The sequence below is a fragment of the Thioalkalivibrio sp. genome (assembly GCF_007692535.1).
GTDB lineage: Bacteria > Pseudomonadota > Gammaproteobacteria > Ectothiorhodospirales > Ectothiorhodospiraceae > Thioalkalivibrio.
Genome location: NZ_REBW01000122.1, coordinates 1 through 16,987 on the forward strand (window position 1 = coordinate 1; position 16,987 = coordinate 16,987).

Consider the following 16,987-nt stretch of genomic DNA (forward strand, 5'->3'; position numbering starts at 1 on the left):
TTGCGGTAGAAGCTCTGGCGGAAACTCACCGGCATGGTTTCGTCGTCGCCCGCTGCCGAGACGCGCAGGCTGAAGTCGATGACCTCTCCGGGGCGCACCGCGACCTCGGCCAGATGATAGTAGGCATCGCCGTCCCGTACCTGCCGGAAGCTCAGATTGCGGACTTGCCGGTTGAGGTTCACCGCATGTCCGCTGACACTGCCGGGCACCGATTCCAACTCGTCCCCGTCGCGCTTCATGATCACGATGTTGACCAGCGCCCTTCTGCTGCTGCGGCGGATGTCGTAGGCCCTGGCGACCTCCGGTGACAGGAACGTGGTGTTCACCACGCTGTAATGGACCACGTGGCGATCGAACTCGATCTCGCTGGCGTGGCTCGAACCCGCGGCCAGCAGCAGCCCCAGCAGGAAGCCTGACCAGATCACGAAGGGAATGCGCATGGCTACCATCCTCACGTCTCCTTGTTGCGGTCCGGGTTGCCGCCAGCCGGATCCCACGCCCGCTGAGGCGTCAACCGACGCCTCCTGCCAGCGAGTGTAGCAGCCTGCAGAGACCCGGTATCAGACGGCTACAATGAGCGCACAATGATCAGCACGATGTAAAGCCCGATCAGGGCCAGCATCGGCGAGAAGTCGATCGCCCCCGTATTCGGCAACGCGCGGCGCAGGGGGCCCAGGATCGGCCGGTTCACGTCCGAAACCAGGCGGGCCACCGGGTTTCCCCCGCGGGCGCCTCCCGCCTGCAGCCAGCTCATCACGACTTCGATCACGAGGCTGATGATCAGGATCCACACCAGGGTCACGAGGATCTCCCGTATCGAGGCGATCAGCACGAGTCCCGGGGCGATGTCGATGCCCAGCACCATCAGGCGCAGCCAGAGTTCGATGAACTTGAGTAGCAGGATCAGTACCACGGCTGCCAGGTCCAGGCGGCCCAGCGACGGAATCACGCGCCGCAGCAGCAGCAGCGGTGGGTTGGTCAGCTGCACGATGGTCTGGGAAATGGGATTGAAGAAATCGGCGCGGACCAGGCCGAAGATCAGCCGCAGCAGCAGCAGGATGATGTAGATCCCGAACAGGGTGCTGATCAAGAAGTCGAGGATCTGGTCGAAGGGGCCTTGCATCGCGTGCTCCGCTTATGGGCTGTCGGGGCGTATTATCCACCAAGCTCCCGGCTGCGTGCAGCGGCCGCCTGCATCGCCTCCGCGACCAGTTCGCGGAGGCCGCCGTCCTCGAATACCGCGACCGCCCGTTCCGTGGTGCCACCCGGCGAGGTGACCCGCGCGCGCAGTTGGGCCGGACCTTCGGCGCTGCCCGCTGCCAGCCTTGCCGCACCGGCAACGGTCGCCAGGCTCAACTCGCGCGCCCTGTCGCTGTCGAGGCCGAGTCGTTCGGCCGCCGCGGCCATCGCCTCGATCAGCAGGAAGACGTAGGCGGGCCCGCTGCCGGACGTGGCGGTGACGGCATGCATCTGTTCCTCCTCGCTGATCCATACCGTGGTCCCGACCGCGCCCAGCAGCCGCTCCGCCGTTTCCCGATCCGCCGCGCTTGCGCGGTCGTTTGCGAACAGCCCTGCAATGCCAGCCCCGATGAGTGCCGGCGTGTTCGGCATGGCGCGGATGATGCGCGTCTCCGCACCAAGCCAGGCGGCCATCCGCGCGGTGCTGACACCGGCCGCCACCGAAATGACCAGTGGAGCCGCCGTTGCGACCGCCGCCGCGAGCGTGGGCGCCAGGGTCGGAAGCACCTGCGGCTTGACGGCGAGGACCAGGGTTCGCGTCCGCGCCGCCAGCTCCGCGGGGGCATGCAGGGCGAGACCGGGGAACTGCGCTTGCAGAGCCGTTGCACGGGCCGCGTCCGGTTCCGCGATGCCGATGGCGGTTGCATCGATGCCCCCGCGGATCAGGCCGGCGATCAGCGCCTGTCCCATGTTTCCGGCCCCGACGAAGCCGGCCTCGAGTGGATGCTGGTTCATATCTGCCTCGCTTGCGGCCTGCGTGGGCCAAAGAGTGCGGTTCCGACGCGGATCAGGGTCGCGCCCTCGAGGACTGCCGCCTCGAGGTCGTCGGACATGCCCATCGATAGAGTGTCGAGCCGGTGTCCACCCGCATTCAGGGTGTCGCGCAGTTCGCGCAGGCGCGCGAAGGGGCGACGTTGGTGTTCCGGGTCATCGCTTGGTGCCGGCAGGGTCATGAGGCCCCGCAGGACAAGCCGCGGGAGTTGCGCGGTGGCGTCGGCCAATGCCTGCAGTTCGGTCTCCCGCACACCGCTCTTGCCAGATTCCCGGCTCAGGTCCACCTGCAGGCACACCTGCAGCGGCGGCAGGCCGGCGGGTCGTTGCGCCGAGAGGCGCTCGGCAATCTTCAGGCGGTCGACACTGTGCACCCAGTGCGCGCGCTCGGCGACGGCGCGGGTCTTGTTGCCCTGCATGGCGCCGATGAAGTGCCACTCGGGCGGTGGTTCGAGGAGCACCGCCAGGGCATCGTGTTTGGCGACGAACTCCTGAACGTAGTTCTCGCCGAACAGGCGTTGCCCGAGGGCGTGCAGGGCGCGTATCTCCTGCTCGCTCCGGGTCTTGCTCACCGCGATCAGCCGGACACTGTCCCGGTCGCGGCCGGCCTGCCGGCAGGCGGCATCGATGCGTCGCTCGACCGAGGCCCGGGAATGTTCCAGTTGCGTCATGGCACTATGATATAGTCCTGTGGTATAGAAATGCTGCGGGGCTGCAGTGTTGCACGGCAGTCCCCGGTTGTCTTGGGGTTCGTAGGGCGGTCAACCGCTCACATCGGGTTCAGGGGGAACTCAATGGATATCACCCAGCTGCTTTCCTTTGCGGTGAAGAACGGCGCGTCGGATCTGCACATCTCGGCGGGCATGCCACCGTTGGTGCGAATCGATGGCGACATGCGCCGCGTGAACGTGCCGGTGATGGAGCACAAGGAGGTGCAGGCGCTGATCTACGACATCATGAACGATCGTCAGCGCAAGGACTACGAGGAGTTTCTCGAGACCGACTTCTCATTCGAAATGAAGGGGCTTGCCCGGTTCCGAGTGAATGCCTTCGTGCAGGACAGGGGCGCGGCAGCGGTCTTCCGAACCATTCCTTCCAAGGTGCTGACCCTGGAGGATCTGGGCTGCCCTCGGGTGTTCGAGAAGATCGCCGATTACCCCCGTGGCATCGTGCTGGTCACCGGACCGACGGGTTCGGGGAAGTCGACCACCCTCGCCGCCATGGTGGATCATAAGAACAACAAGGAATACGGCCACATCCTCACCATCGAGGATCCGATCGAATTCGTGCACGAATCCAAGAAGTGCCTGGTCAACCAGCGCGAGGTGCACCGCGACACCCATGGCTTCAGCGAGGCGCTGCGTTCGGCGCTGCGCGAGGACCCGGACACCGTCCTGGTGGGCGAGTTGCGCGACCTGGAGACCATCCGCCTGGCGCTGACCGCCGCGGAGACGGGCCATCTGGTCTTCGGCACGCTGCACACCAGTTCCGCCGCAAAGACCATCGACCGCGTGGTCGACGTGTTTCCGGCCGCAGAGAAGGACATGGTTCGTGCGATGCTGTCCGAGTCGCTGCGCGCGGTCATTGCCCAGACGCTGCTGAAGCGCGTCGGCGGGGGTCGCGTTGCGGCTCATGAGATCATGCTGGGTACTCCGGCAATACGGAACCTGATCCGCGAAAACAAGATCGCGCAGATGTATTCCACCATCCAGACCAGTGCCGGCCTCGGTATGCAGACGCTGGATCAGTGCCTCAGGGACATGATCAACAGCGGCGTGATCACGCGCGACGATGCACGGCGCCGGGCGGTCAACCCGGACGCACTCTGAGTCATGTGCGGGTCGGCAAGAGATGGTTTCGGCAGGATAGACAACCGACGACGGGGTCCCATTCATGGATCGTGACAAGGCCATACGTTTCATGCACGACCTGCTGCGCACCATGGTGGAGCGTGGTGGATCAGATCTGTTCATCACGGTGGGGATGCCGCCGGCGGCGAAGATCAACGGCCTGGTGGGGCCGCTGACCGATCAGGCCCTGACTCCGGCGCACACCCAGGTGCTGGTGCGTTCGATGATGAACGACAAGCAGTCGGCGGAGTTCGATCGCACCCACGAGTGTCAGTTCGCGATCGGGCTGGAAGGGGTGTCCCGGTTCCGTGTCAGTGCCTTCACCCAGCGCGGCCACGTGGGCATGGTACTGCGCACCATCCAAAGCAAGATCCCGTCCTTCCAAGAGATCAACATGCCGCCGCAGTTGAAGGAAATCGCGATGACCCGGCGCGGGCTGGTGATCTTCGTGGGCGCGACCTCGTCGGGCAAATCGACTTCCCTCGCGGCGATGATCGGCTACCGGAACCAGCACTCGGCGGACCACATCATCACGATCGAGGACCCGATCGAGTTCGTGCACCCGCACGGCAAGAGTCTGATCACCCAGCGCGAGGTGGGTATCGACACCGACAGCTACGAGATCGCGCTTAAGAACACGCTGCGCCAGGCCCCGGACGTGATCCTGATCGGAGAGATCCGGGACCGCGAGACGATGGACTACGGTGTCGCCTTCGCGGAGACCGGCCACCTGTGCCTGTCGACCCTGCACGCCAACAGCACCAACCAGGCGATGGACCGCATCATCAACTTCTTCCCCGAGGACCGGCGCCCGCAGCTGCTGATGGATCTGTCCCTGAACCTGAAGGCGGTGGTGTCCCAGCGTCTGGTCCGTACCCAGGACGGCAAGGGCCGGGTGCCAGCGGTCGAGATCCTGATCAATACACCGCTGATGTCCGACCTGATCCTGAAGGGCGCGGTGCACGAGATGAAGGACCTGATCTCGCGTTCCCGCGAGCAGGGCATGCAGACCTTCGACCAGGCCCTGTTCGACCTCTACGAGTCCGGGCAGATCAGCTACCAGGAGGCGATCCGCAACGCCGATTCGATGAACGACCTGCGGTTGCGGCTGAAGCTGGACAGCAAGCGCGCCCGGCGCGAGGAAGAGCCGGACGTGATGGACGACCTGGCCGGCCTCTCGGTCGCCGAGCAGGCCCCCGACGTACGCTCACGGTGACTCGACATGGCAACTGCGCAGATTGACCCCTACCTGAAAGTGATGGCGCAGAAAGGCGCCTCGGACCTCTTCTTCATCACCGGTGCGCCGATCAGCATCAAGATCGACGGCCGCGTGCAACCATTGTCGCAGACGAAACTGAAACCGGGCGAGGTCGCACAGATCGCCGGCGAGATCATGCTGCCGATCCACCAGCAGAGCCTGGAGCAGCAGAACTCGGCGAACTTCGGGGTCTCGCGCTCCGAGGTCGGTCGCTACCGGGTGAACGTCTACCGGCAGCGCGGCGAGCTCGCGATGGTGATCCGGCACATCCAGCTGTCGATCCCGAGCATCGAGTCGCTGGGGCTTCCACTGGTGCTGAAGGACTTTGCGAAGCATCGGAACGGCCTGGTGCTGATCGTCGGGTCCACCGGTTCCGGCAAGTCGACCACGCTGGCCGCGATGATCGACCACCGCGCCCGCAGCGAGACGGGCCATATCCTGACGGTCGAGGATCCGATCGAGTTCCTGTTTTCCCACCGGCTCTCGATCGTCGGACAGCGCGAGGTCGGCCTGGACACGCCCAGCTACGAGCAGGCCCTGGAGGACGGCATGCGCGAGGCGCCGGACGTGATCATGGTGGGTGAGGTCCGCAGTCGTGAAACCATGCGCCAGGCGCTGAACTACGCCGATACCGGCCACCTGGTGCTGACGACGCTGCATGCGACCAGCGCCAACCAGGCGCTGGACCGGCTGATCCACATGTTTCCGGAGGACTTCCGCGGCCAGATCCTGTCGGACCTGTCGATCAACCTGCGTGCCATCGTGGCGCAGCGGCTGCTGCAGACGCCGCAGGGCAAGCGGGTGGCTGCGGTGGAGGTGCTGGTGAACACCCCCTTCGTGGCCGAACTGATCCGCGAAGACAAGGTCGGCGAGATCAAGGAGGCGATGCAGAAGGGCTCCAAGGACGGCATGCAGACCTTCGACCAGGCCCTGTTCCGGCTGTACAAGGAGGGCAAGGTCGAGCTCGAAGAGGCACTGTCCAAGGCGGATTCGCGTGCCGACCTCGAGTGGCGGCTCAGCTTTGGCGGCGGTGTCGGCACCCTCGATAGCGAGGCGGAAGAAGACTTCCGGCTGCCCGGGGAAAAGGCGGAGGAAAAGGCAGGCTGAAGCCGCTGGCGTCCCGCCTGCAGTTGCCTAGGGCAGTGTGCCTCAGGGTGCAGGGAAGACCGTGTCGGCAGCGAACACCGGCCCGTCCACGCAGACACGCTTCATGGCCACGCCTGCCGGCGTGCGCACCGCGACCGTGCAGCCGGCGCAGCCACCGACCGCGCAGGCCATGTATTCCTCCAGCGAGACCTGACAGGGCGTCGCGAATTCGGCGGCCAGCGCGGCACAGGCCTCCAGCATCGCGTGCGGCCCGCAGGCGTAAAGCTCCACCTGTGCCAGCAGCGCAGGTTCCAGTCCTGCGAGCCACGGCCGCGCCAGATCGGTCACGAAACCGGGATCGGCGCCCGGGATTCCGGCGCGCGAGGTCAGCCGGCAGGCGATTCCCCAGTCCTCCAGCAGCGGCATGGTCGCAATCGCACCGTCGGGTAGCCCCGGCCAGAGGATCTCGGACGGTCGCGGCCGGAACGGAAACGGCACCTCGGATCCCAGGATCGTTCGGGTCTGGGCGGCCAGACCCCGTTGCTGCAGGTGATCCGCGAGAAAGATCATCGGCGGGATTCCCACGCCGCCGCCCAGCAGCAGCCGCAGCGGCCGCTCCTGGTTGAGCACGAACGGCTGGCCGATCGGGCCGAGTACGCTGAGCCGGGCGCCAACGGGCTGCCGGCTCAGGGCCGACGTCCCTTCGCCCACTGCCTTGTATAGGAATTCGACCCAGCCACGTTCCGGATGCACGCGCTGGATCGACAGTGGCCTGCGCATGGGCAGTCGCGGGTCGCACTGCAGGTGCACGAACTGCCCTGGCCGGGCGCGCGCGGCGCACAGCGGCGCCTGCAGCTTCAGGATCCACTGGTCGCTCGGGTGGGCCACGTGTTCCAGGATCTCGGCATCGTCCTCGAGGAAGATGCTGCCGCGATGACTGCGGTCGGGTTCGGCGTTCATGCTGTAACCTCGATGGGCATGGTCCAGGCGGGACGCCCGGCCACCCAGGTTTCGGTGACGTGGCCGGAAAAGCTCCAGCCCATGAAGGGTGTGTTGGCCCCGGCGCTGAGCCAGGTCTCCCGGCTGATGTCGGTTCGGCCGTCGGGATCGAACAGCACGAAGTCTGCCGCAGCACCGGGCGCCAGAGATCCGCCCCCGTGTCGGAGAATCGCCGCGGGTCCCGAGGTGACGCGCGCCAGGGCATCGGGCAACGCCAGCAGGCCATCCTCGACCAGGCGCAGGGTCAGCGGCAGCAGCGTCTCCAGGGCACTGATCCCGGGGCGGGTCTCGGCAAAGGGTCCCAGCTTGCTGTCGCTCTCGTGGGGCTGGTGATCCGAGCAGATCGCGGAGATGTCGCCCCGCGCGACCGCCTCCCGCAGACCCTCACGATCGCGCTGCGTGCGCAGGGGCGGGATCACATGGCAGAAGGGATTGAAGTCGGCGGCGTCCACCTCGGTGAGGAACAGCTGGTGCGCGGCCACGTCCGCCGACACCGGCAGGCCGTCTGCCCGGGCCTTGGCCACCATCTCCGCACCGCGCCGGGTCGACAGGCGGTTCACGTGCACCCGGGCCCCGGTCTGCTCGACCAGCGCGAGGATCATGCCCAGCGCCGCCGTCTCCGCAGCCTCGGGGATGCCGGGCAGGCCAAGCCGGGTGGACACCGCGCCCTCGTGGACACAGCCAGAGCCGGCGAGGCCGGCATCCTGTGCCGAAAGCGCGACCATCAAATCGAAGGTTGCGGCGTATTCCATCGCCCGGCGCAGCACCAGGGGGCTGTCCAGGGGGCGTCGGGCATTGCTGACCGCGACGACCCCGGCGCGCTGCAACGCAGCGAGTTCGGCCAGCTGTTCACCGTTCAGGCCGCGGGTCAGCGCCCCCATGACCCGTACCCGCACGCCGCAGGCCTGCTCGGCGCGGCGGGCGATCAGTTCCACTTCGGCCGGCGAATCCACCGGGGGGTCGGTGTCGGGCGGCATCACCAGGGTGGTCACACCGCCGCGCGCGGCCGCGAGGGTCTCACTGGCGATCGTTGCCTTGTGCTCCTCGCCGGGCTCGCGCAGGTGGGCGGACAGGTCGATCAGGCCCGGGAACAGCCAGCGGCCCTGGGCATCGACCCGCCGGCGCGGCTCGAAGCCCTCCGGGATCTCGCCCAGCGCAAGGATCTCGCTGCCCTGGATACAGACCGGCGCCACCCCATCGAAGCCGCTGGCCGGGTCGATCACCCGCGCGTTCTCGATCAGGACACTCATGCGCTGCGCACCCCCATCACCATCGACATGACCGCCATGCGCACCGCGATCCCGAAGGTGACCTGCTGCAGGATCACCGACTGCGCACCATCGGCCACCGCCGAGTCGATCTCCACGCCGCGGTTCGCCGGGCCGGGATGCATGACCAGGCAGTCGGGCTTGGCCACGAGCAGGCGTCGCTCGGTGAGGCCGAAAAGCTGGAAGTATTCGTGTTCGGAGGGCAGGTGCGCGTGTTCCATGCGTTCCCGTTGCAGGCGCAGCATGATCACCACGTCGACGTCACGCAGGCCCTGTTCGAGGTTGTGGAACACGTGCACGCCGAGATCCTCGACGTGGGCCGGCAACAGCGAGTGCGGCGCGACCACGCGCACCTCTCCGGCCTGAAGGATGTTCAGCGCATGAATCTGCGAGCGCGCGACCCGCGAGTGCAGGATGTCTCCGACGATCGCGATCTTGAGCCGGGTGAAGTCGCCCTTGAATCTGCGAATGGTGAACATGTCCAGCAGGGCCTGCGTGGGATGGGCATGACGACCGTCCCCGGCATTCAGCACACTGATCCCGGGCTCGACGTGTCGCGCCATGAAATGGGCGGCGCCGCTCTGCTGATGCCGCACCACGAACATGTCCACGTTCATGGCCTCGAGGTTGCGCAGGGTGTCCAGCAGGCTCTCGCCCTTGGTGGCCGATGAGGTGCTGACATTGATGTTGAGTACGTCCGCCGAGAGCCGCTTGGCGGCGAGCTCGAAGGTGGTTCGGGTGCGCGTGCTGGCCTCGAAGAAGAGGTTCACGATCGTCTTGCCGCGGAGCAGCGGCACCTTTTTGACCGCCTTCTCGTTCATGTTCGCAAACGATTCGGCGTTGTCCAGGATCTCGGTCACCAGTTCCCGGCTGAGGCCCTCGACCGTCAGCAGGTGGCGTAACTGGCCCGTGGAGGTCAGCTGCAGGTCGTTTGGCAGCGGACCGGGTTGCGGCAGCGGACGGGCCGGGAAGGCCGCTGCGATCAACGTCCATCCTCCATCTGCACGCGTTCCAGGCGCAGCGGTTCTGGGCCGCGCAGCTTGATCTGCTCGCCTGCTCCGAGTTCCAGGTGGGCGCCGACGATCGCCGCCTCGACCGGCAGTTCGCGCCCGTCGCGCTCCACCAGCACGGCGAGGGTCACCGAGGCCGGTCGGCCGTAATCGAACAACTCGTTCAGTGCCGCGCGGATGGTGCGCCCGGTGAAGAGCACGTCATCGACCAGCAGGATGTGTTCGTTGTCCAGTTCCTCGGGCAGTTCCGAGGGGCGTACCTGCGGGTGCATGCCGATGCGCGAGAAGTCGTCGCGATAGAAGCTGATGTCCAGCTTGCCCATCGGCCGTGTATAACCCATGCGTTGGCGCAGGGCCTCGGCGATCCAGACGCCTCCGGAGTGGATGCCGACCACGATCGGCTGTTCGATCCCGCGCTGCTCGAAGTGAAGCCGGGTCTGTTCGGCCATGCTGTCCAACAGGGTTGCGATCTCAGGCATTGCGAGTGTTCTCCATAAACCAGCCTTCCAGGATGACCGCGGCGGCATGGGCGTCCAGGCCCGGGTCGCTGCCGCGGTGCCGGACGCGCTCGCGCCCCAGGTGGGAGCTCAGGCGCTCGTCGGCCCAGTATACCGGCAGGCCGTGACACCGGCCGAGTTCTTCGGCAAATCGACGGATGGCTGGTCCCAGCACCGTCGGCGCGCCGTCGGCGCGGGTCGGCCAGCCGACGACGAAGGCATCGGGCCGCCATTCCGCCACCAGTGCGGCGATGGTCTTCATGCCGTCCGGAGAGTCCGGGCGCACCGTGACCAGCCCCCGGGCACTGCCGGTGATCTCGTCACCGATGGCGATACCAAGGCGGCGCTGGCCGTAGTCGAAGGCCATCAGCCGCACGATCAGGCGTGTCCGGCAACCTGGCTGATCAGGTTCATGTCGATACCGATGAGCTGTGCCGCGGCATTCCAGCGCTCGTAGGGGGGCAGCGCGAACAGGATGGACGGGCTGGCCGGAGCCACGAGCCACGCATTCTCGGCGATCTCGCTCTCCAGCTGACCCGGTCCCCAGCCTGCGTAGCCCAGGGCGATCAGGGTCTGCGCGGGACCCTCCCCCAGCGCCATGGCCTCGAGGATGTCGCGCGAGGTCGTCAGCGACAGCCCGTCGGACAGATTCCGGGTGCCGTTCCATTCCTTCTCCGGCGAATGCAGCACGAAGCCGTGTTCGGGCTGGACCGGCCCGCCGCGGAACACCGTCTGCTCCGTCATTGCCGACGCCGGGTCGAGATCCAGCTGCCGCAGCATCTGTTCCAGCGTGAGGTCGATCGGCTGGTTGATCACCAGCCCCATCGCCCCGTCGTCACCGTGCTCGCAGATGTAGGTGACCGTGTGGCCGAAATAGCCATCCTGCAGGCTGGGCATTGCGATCAGGAAGTGATCGCGCAGTCCATCGGTGGTCGAGTCGGGTATGGAATGGGCCATGGCTAGAGTATCAGCCGGTCGGCTTCTGCCCGCAAGGGAGGCGGCGAAGGATTTGCCTGTTGGCCAGTGAGCCCGTTCACCGCGCGCGCTCGACCCGGTCGCGCCGGAAGGCCCAGGTCCGGGTGATCACGATGTGATCGTACTGCTCGCGCATGCTCTCCGTGAACGGGGCGAAGGGCTGCGCGAGTTCGACGATGCGCATCGCCGCCTGGTCGAGGATCGGTTCCCCCGAGCTCTGCGCGATCCCGATGTTCTGGACCCGCCCCTCCGCATCCAGCCGCACCGAAAGCACCAGCGATCCCGACAGGCCCTGGCGCCGTGCCTCGTCCGGGTAGTTCAGGTTGCCGATCCGCTCCACCTTGCGTATCCAGGCCTCCAGATAGGCCGCCTCCGGGGCGGCCCGCGCGGCGAGGGTGTCGAGGTAGAGGGTGCGGCTCGCGCGCGACAGCAGCGGTTGCGCCGTCTCCCCGGGAGTGGCTCGGGCAGCCTCCAGACCCCGGGCCATCAGCATCGCCGCGGAGGGTGCCTCGGTTGCCTCGGCAGCCTCGACAGGCTCCAGTTCGCGCGGCTCCGGCGCCGTATCGGGTTCCGGAGCGACCGTCGTCAAGGGATCCGGCTCCGGCTGCGCCAACGCCTCGGCCGGCGGCCGCAAGGCCTCCACCGGCTCCGGTTCGGCCATGCGTTCCCCGATGGTATCCGGGCTGCGTGCCACCTGGCTCTCGTCCGCTGCCCCGCTGGCGATCTGGGCCTCGGTGGCGATGTGCTCCGCCACCTCCGGTTCCTGCGCGGAATCCGGAGCATCGACCCAGGTGACGTCCAGCGTCACCTGGTCGGGGCGTTCGCCCGACAGCATCTCGAACCCGACGCCGAGGATCACCAGCGCGTGCAGCACCAGCGCCAGGAACAGGGTCAGCCCGAGGCGGCTGCCGTCATCCGGATTGGGTTGTGGAAGAGTCGCGGACATGTCTTTGGATGCGTGGATCTGCAAGCACCGATGCGGTCAGTATACCCGTGACCACGCCGGTGATCAGTCCCGCGAGCAGCAGTGGCGGCAGCAGCAGTGGCAACTGGGGATGGGGGATGATCACAGCCCAGGCGAGCAGGAACTGGGCCAGGGTGTGGGCGATCGCCGCAGGCACCGCGAGACCGAGGGCACTCAGATGGTGCGGATGGAGCCGCAACAGGGCCCCCAGCACCGCGAGCGCCGCCAGCGCCCCGGTCAGTGACAGCCAGAAACCCGGGCTCAACAGCGTACCCAGCAGCAGGCTGGCGCCGACGACGCGCAGCAGGGTCACGGCCAGCGCGGCGCGCCATCCCAGTGTGACCAGGACCACCAGCGTGATCACGTTGGCCAGCCCCGGCTTGATTCCCGGGACGGGGCTGGGGATCGCCGCCTCGATCACCTGCAGGCCAATGGCCAGGGCGGCGAGCGCGGCAATGCGGCGATCCGCAAGCACCGGGTCGGTGTTCACCGTCAGTAGTGCATGCTGTCGAAATCACTCCGCGCACCGCGCACCTGTAGCATCAGGCGGTTGGGCAGGCTCACCGCCAGGTCCCCGGGGCGTTCCAGCCAGCCCGCGGCCTCGCAGATGCCCTGGTTGCCTGGCGAGCGCAGGCAGCGGGCACGCCCGGGCTGGATCTCGATCTCGGTGATGCCGGCGGGGCCCTCGACCTGGATGGCCCGGTTCTCGTTGAGCGGATAGTGGCGCGAATCCATGCCGGCCTGCGTGACCACCAGGTGCGTCGAGCCCCCGCTGGGGGCATAGCCCAGCGCGAAGCTTGTCGTCACCAGCGCGGTGGCCAGGGCCACGACCACCGCGTCGCCCCAGCGCAGGCTCCGCATCATGGATCGCTGCTGCCGACGCCGGCCTCCGCGGCGCGGATCCGGCGGATGACCTCGCGGCGGAATTCGACCCGGGGCACCATCTCCGGGGTCAGTTCGACTGAGCCGTCCGCCAGCACCACCAGCGCCTTTTCCACGCCCAGGCGCCGGGCATACAGCGGCCAGTCATCGGGTCCCGCGATCATCAGAGTGGTCGCGGCGGCGTCGGCCAGCGCGGGGTCGCCGTGCAGCACGGTGGCCGCAACGAGACCGCGGCTGGGCCGCCCGCTGCGCGGATCGATCACATGGTGAATCCGCTCGCCCTCCCATTCATAGCCGCGCTCGTAGTCACCCGAGGTGAACAGGGCCTCGTCGGCCCCCAGTTCGATGCTCGCGAGCACGCTCTGGCCGAGCGGGTCGCGCACGCCGATGCGCCAGGCGCGGTCACCCGGCCGGCCGCGCGTCATCAGGTCGCCGCCGGCGTTGACGATCGCGTGCTCGACGCCCAGGTCGGCAAGCAGGTCCAGGCTGCGCGCCACGGCGAAACCCTTGCCCATGCCCCCGAAGTCCAGCTGCAGCTCCGGATGATTCCCACGCAGGCGTACCCCTCGGCGCTCGATATCGCTCATCCGGGGCGGATCGGCCAGCAGGGCCTCGAGTCGTTCCGCGTCGGGCGGGGGGCCGGTGGCCTCGTCTTGATGGAAACCCCAGGCGGCGATCAGGCGTCCCAGTGCGGGATTGAACAGCCCGTCGGTCCGGCCTTCCAGTTCCTGCGCGAACTCGATCAGCGGCAGCACCGAGGGCGGCGCACTGAACTCGCCGCCCAGGGCCAGGAGCTGGTTGGTTCGTCCCAGCGAGCCCGGTTCCCAGGCATGCCAGGAGGTATGCATGATCTCCAGGTCCTCGCTGAGCTCCGATTCGATCCGCGTCAGGTCGTGTACGCCGCCCGGGTACACCGTGATGTCGACCAGCGTGCCGAACGCCTGGAAGGTCAACCGGTCCGTCTCGGGTTTGCGGTCGCAGCCGGTGACGGCGACCAGCAACAGCAGGGGCGCAGCCACGGCACGCAGCCAGATGTGCGGGTGGGAGCGGGTCATGACAGGTGGCTCGTCTCCAGGTGCTCGATGAACCGACCGGCGATGTCGAGACCGCAGGCCTTGTCGAGTTCGCGAATTCCGGTGGGGCTGGTCACGTTGATCTCGGTCAGGTAATCGCCGATGACGTCCAGGCCCACGAAATCGAGCCCGCGGGCGCGCATCTCCGGTGCCAGTTGCGCGCAGATCCAGCGGTCGCGCTCGGTGAGCGGAACCGCCTCGCCGCGGCCGCCCGCCGCCAGGTTGGCACGGGACTCGCCCGCCGCGGGAATGCGCGCCAGCGCGAAGTCGACCGGCTCGCCGTGGATCAGGATGATGCGCTTGTCGCCCTGCTGGTACTCGGGCAGAAAACGCTGCGCAATCACGGTGCGCCGGTCGAACTGCGTCATCAGTTCCAGGATCACGGACACGTTGGGGTCGCCCTGGTCCAGCCGGAATACCGAGGCCCCGCCCATTCCGTCCATCGGCTTGACCACGATCCGCTCCTGCTCGGCCAGGAAGGCCCGGATGCGCGCACGGTCGCGGGTGATCAGCGTCTGCGGGCAGCACTGCGGAAAGTGGGCGGTGAAGGCCTTCTCGTTCACGTCCCGCAGCGCACCGGGCCGGTTGACCACGCGCACCCCGGATCGCTCCGCGAGTTCCAGTGCATAGGTCGCGTAGACGTACTCGAGATCAAAGGGCGGATCCTTGCGCATCAGCACGATGTCGAAGCGCGTCATCGCCCCCTCGACCGCGTCGTCGAGGGCAAAGAAATCCCGGGGTCGGTCGCTGACCGTCACCTCCTGGCTGCGGGCGTGCGCGACCCCGTCCCCGATCCAGAGGTCGGACAGCTGCATGTAATGCCCCCGATGGCCACGTCGGGCCATGGCGAGCAGCATCGCGAAGGTCGAGTCCTTGGCCGGCTTGATGGTTTCGATCGGATCCATTACAAGCCCGATGGCAAGCTGTCTGGGCATGTCGCGGTTGCCTCCTTGGGATGGTCCCAGTATGCCATGATGCGCCCATTGGTTTGGCAGAGCGCCGCTGTGCCCGGGAGCCGGTTTGTGGCACATTCCCGACCCTGTCGTCCGGTGGGCCGCGATCCGGCGGGATGGCTCCGCCCCCCGTCCTCTCCCGTATTCCCCCTTCCGGGCGACCCGACCATCGAAAGAATCCGCCTATGACCATCGACACCGGCAACTGGGATCAGGGGGAGCTTGAGGACCTGTTCTTCTGGCTCCAGCGAGTGCTGCAGAAGTACGCCGAGAATCCCGGGTGCCACGAGTGTCTGCGCCTGGCCCGGGACGGGCTGGCGCAGATCCGCGGCGGCCTGGATGCCGTTGGCCGTGACGACGTCGTGCAACTCTGCGAGGAGATGCAGCGGACCGTGGCGGACCTCGAGGCGGACCGGATCGACTGGACGCCGGAGGGTGCCGAGCTGCTGGTGCGGGCGTCCCTGCAGCTATCCGGTCCGCTCGGCCTGACCGGTGCCGAGCCGGGGCGCCTCGCCCGCGTGCTGCTTCCGTTGGTGAACGAATTGCGGGGGCTGCGCGGCGCCGGTCGGCTGATGACGCCGGCGATCGTGATGGCCGCCGAGTCGCCGGAGCCAGCCGCCGTGATGCCACCAGAGGATAACGGCGCGGCCGTTTGGATTCGTGCGCTGCACGAGGCCCGGCGGAGCTTCCAGCGTGGGTTGCTCGATCTCCTGCACGGACGAGACGTGCCTGCCGCTTGCGCCCAACTCGGGGATGCCGCGTCACGGGTTGCCGACGCCCTGCCGGAGGGTGATGGCAAGGGCCTGTTCCGGGCCGCGGCCCGACTGGCAACGGGACTGGCTGGGGAAGATCACGCTCCGTCACCGGCGGTCAAGCAGTTGCTGGGCCGTGTCGATCGGCAGCTCGGTGACGGCCTGCAGGGGGCCGAGCGCGCGCTTTCCGCAGGTGACGATCCGAGGTACCGGGTCTTTCCCGTCGCGACCGGCCTGTTGGATCAACTCGCCGAGACGCTGGACGCGCTGGAGGCACAGGCAGCGGATGGCCTTGCCTACGACCGTGCTCTGCTCGAATCCGCTGTGCTGGCTCCAGGCGTGACGGCGGCGCCGGGATCGCTGGTCGATGCGCTGGAGCTCCGGTCGCGGGAGCTGTCGGTGGCCCTCGAGGACTGGCGCGAGGCGATGGACGACCCTGCCCGAGTTGCCCGGATCGGTGCCTGCTTCGGCAAGCTGCGCAAGGAGGCCCGTGCCGGCGGCGCCCTGCGCATCGGGGAATTCGCCGGCATCCTCGCATCGTTCATCGCTGTGCAGGGCGCGGCCGGCGCTGCCGATGCCGAGGCGGGGCAGGTCATCGAGGACGCGGGGAACGTGCTTCCGGGGTTGCTGGAGGAGGTGCGGACCGCCGGGACGCCGGATACGCCGGTGGCCGACATCGTGCTCCGTGCCGAGGCCATACTGGAGGAGGGAACACCGGCTGAAGCGGCGGAGGAGGACGGGGGCGCGGAGCCGGTTGCGGAAGACGAGGCCGGCCTGGCGCGCATGCGCAGAAAGGGCGGAGCCGACATGGCCCGCCTGGCTGCCGCCTTCGCGGCGCTGGAAGACGGGACCACGCCTCCGGCCGGAGGCGCACCGGAAGGAGACGGCGCCTCCACCCCCGCGCGCGTCGATGCCCGCGCACAGGTCGGCGAGATCGCGGCCTGGCACCAGCGCATCGTCGCCGCGCTGACCCAGGCGGCGGGTGAAGCACAGGCGCTCGAGCGGCTGGTCTCCCGCCTCCGGTCAGCGCTGGGCCCGGACGCCGCCGGCGGCCCGCAGGAGAGCGAAACGGATGGTTTTCCGGATGCCCGGAGCGAGGACCTTCAGCAGGCCCTGGACGAACTGGAGCAACTGCGACTCACCCTCGGCACGACGATCGGCAATGCCTCCGCAGCGCTGCTGCAGCAGCACCGCGCGACCCAGGCGCTGCAGGATCGGCTCGCGATCGACCCGGAGGCGGGCGCATCCGGGGACCTGATTATCACGAAGCCTCCGCAGGCAGGGAAAATCGCATAGACCGCAGCGAAACCGCTAAAATCTTCGCCTGCAAGGCAGGCTTCCACAAGAGCAAGAATCCGTGGGAGCGCGCCTTGCGCGCGAAGGGATCCTCTGCGGAGCTTCCGTGATAAT

General features: G+C 67.7%; 19 protein-coding genes. 4 read left to right on the forward strand and 15 right to left on the reverse strand.

Annotated features, from left to right (window positions below; genetic code table 11):
* From EA346_RS06240 to EA346_RS06255, 4 genes are all read right to left on the reverse strand, one after another.
* On the reverse strand, positions 1-449 hold a 449-nt coding region (locus tag EA346_RS06240), incomplete at its 3' end, for a DUF4426 domain-containing protein (RefSeq protein ID WP_296756744.1).
* Positions 450-568: 119 nt separating this feature from the next.
* Positions 569-1,123 carry a YggT family protein gene (locus tag EA346_RS06245; protein ID WP_296756746.1) on the reverse strand — a complete coding sequence of 185 codons (555 nt, stop codon included), beginning with the start codon at positions 1,121-1,123 and terminating at the stop codon, positions 569-571.
* 32 nt (positions 1,124-1,155) lie between these two features.
* Positions 1,156-1,974 carry a pyrroline-5-carboxylate reductase gene (gene proC / locus EA346_RS06250; RefSeq protein ID WP_296756748.1) on the reverse strand — a complete coding sequence of 273 codons (819 nt, stop codon included), beginning with the start codon at positions 1,972-1,974 and terminating at the stop codon, positions 1,156-1,158.
* Entirely contained in the window at positions 1,971-2,681 is a 711-nt protein-coding gene (locus EA346_RS06255; RefSeq protein ID WP_296756750.1) for a YggS family pyridoxal phosphate-dependent enzyme, read from the reverse strand. The genes proC and EA346_RS06255 overlap by 4 nt, the downstream gene beginning before the upstream one ends.
* Positions 2,682-2,804: 123 nt before the next feature.
* Between EA346_RS06255 and EA346_RS06260 the strand changes: the two genes are divergently transcribed.
* From EA346_RS06260 to EA346_RS06270, 3 genes are all read left to right on the forward strand, one after another.
* Positions 2,805-3,839, forward strand: coding sequence for a type IV pilus twitching motility protein PilT (locus EA346_RS06260; RefSeq protein WP_296756752.1), 1,035 nt, complete (start codon positions 2,805-2,807; stop codon positions 3,837-3,839).
* Positions 3,840-3,903: 64 nt separating this feature from the next.
* Positions 3,904-5,076 carry a PilT/PilU family type 4a pilus ATPase gene (locus tag EA346_RS06265; RefSeq protein WP_296756754.1) on the forward strand — a complete coding sequence of 391 codons (1,173 nt, stop codon included), beginning with the start codon at positions 3,904-3,906 and terminating at the stop codon, positions 5,074-5,076.
* Positions 5,077-5,082: 6 nt separating this feature from the next.
* Positions 5,083-6,225 (forward strand): PilT/PilU family type 4a pilus ATPase, encoded by a 1,143-nt coding sequence (locus EA346_RS06270; RefSeq protein ID WP_296756756.1) that lies wholly within the window; start codon positions 5,083-5,085, stop codon positions 6,223-6,225.
* A gap of 42 nt (positions 6,226-6,267) precedes the next feature.
* Here EA346_RS06270 and EA346_RS06275 read toward each other — a convergent pair whose 3' ends face one another.
* The 11 genes from EA346_RS06275 to gshB form a co-directional block, all read right to left on the reverse strand.
* Complete coding sequence (locus EA346_RS06275) at positions 6,268-7,164, reverse strand: dihydroorotate dehydrogenase electron transfer subunit (protein ID WP_296756758.1); 897 nt, start codon at positions 7,162-7,164, stop codon at positions 6,268-6,270.
* Positions 7,161-8,453: a dihydroorotase gene (locus EA346_RS06280; RefSeq protein ID WP_296756760.1), complete on the reverse strand. Its 1,293-nt coding sequence runs from the start codon at positions 8,451-8,453 to the stop codon at positions 7,161-7,163. The genes EA346_RS06275 and EA346_RS06280 overlap by 4 nt, the downstream gene beginning before the upstream one ends.
* Entirely contained in the window at positions 8,450-9,454 is a 1,005-nt protein-coding gene (locus EA346_RS06285) for an aspartate carbamoyltransferase catalytic subunit (protein ID WP_296756776.1), read from the reverse strand. Before EA346_RS06285 ends, EA346_RS06280 begins: the two co-directional genes overlap by 4 nt.
* Positions 9,454-9,960: a bifunctional pyr operon transcriptional regulator/uracil phosphoribosyltransferase PyrR gene (gene pyrR / locus EA346_RS06290; RefSeq protein WP_296756762.1), complete on the reverse strand. Its 507-nt coding sequence runs from the start codon at positions 9,958-9,960 to the stop codon at positions 9,454-9,456. Before pyrR ends, EA346_RS06285 begins: the two co-directional genes overlap by 1 nt.
* Positions 9,953-10,354 carry a Holliday junction resolvase RuvX gene (gene ruvX, locus EA346_RS06295; RefSeq protein WP_296756764.1) on the reverse strand — a complete coding sequence of 134 codons (402 nt, stop codon included), beginning with the start codon at positions 10,352-10,354 and terminating at the stop codon, positions 9,953-9,955. The genes pyrR and ruvX overlap by 8 nt, the downstream gene beginning before the upstream one ends.
* A gap of 2 nt (positions 10,355-10,356) precedes the next feature.
* On the reverse strand, positions 10,357-10,935 hold the full coding sequence (locus EA346_RS06300) for a YqgE/AlgH family protein (RefSeq protein ID WP_296756766.1): 579 nt from the start codon (positions 10,933-10,935) through the stop codon (positions 10,357-10,359).
* Between the two features lie 76 nt (positions 10,936-11,011).
* Positions 11,012-11,899, reverse strand: coding sequence for an energy transducer TonB (locus tag EA346_RS06305; protein WP_296756768.1), 888 nt, complete (start codon positions 11,897-11,899; stop codon positions 11,012-11,014).
* A complete protein-coding gene (locus tag EA346_RS06310; RefSeq protein ID WP_296756778.1) occupies positions 11,865-12,413 on the reverse strand; it encodes a Gx transporter family protein in 549 nt (182 codons plus the stop codon). Before EA346_RS06310 ends, EA346_RS06305 begins: the two co-directional genes overlap by 35 nt.
* Positions 12,410-12,778: a NusG domain II-containing protein gene (locus EA346_RS06315; RefSeq protein ID WP_296756780.1), complete on the reverse strand. Its 369-nt coding sequence runs from the start codon at positions 12,776-12,778 to the stop codon at positions 12,410-12,412. Before EA346_RS06315 ends, EA346_RS06310 begins: the two co-directional genes overlap by 4 nt.
* On the reverse strand, positions 12,778-13,854 hold the full coding sequence (locus EA346_RS06320; RefSeq protein ID WP_296756770.1) for an FAD:protein FMN transferase: 1,077 nt from the start codon (positions 13,852-13,854) through the stop codon (positions 12,778-12,780). Before EA346_RS06320 ends, EA346_RS06315 begins: the two co-directional genes overlap by 1 nt.
* A complete protein-coding gene (gshB, locus tag EA346_RS06325; RefSeq protein WP_296756772.1) occupies positions 13,851-14,807 on the reverse strand; it encodes a glutathione synthase in 957 nt (318 codons plus the stop codon). Before gshB ends, EA346_RS06320 begins: the two co-directional genes overlap by 4 nt.
* Positions 14,808-15,010: 203 nt before the next feature.
* Here gshB and EA346_RS06330 point away from each other — a divergent pair, with 203 nt between their 5' ends.
* A complete protein-coding gene (locus EA346_RS06330) occupies positions 15,011-16,873 on the forward strand; it encodes a hypothetical protein (protein ID WP_296756774.1) in 1,863 nt (620 codons plus the stop codon).
* Positions 16,874-16,987 lie beyond the last annotated feature (114 nt).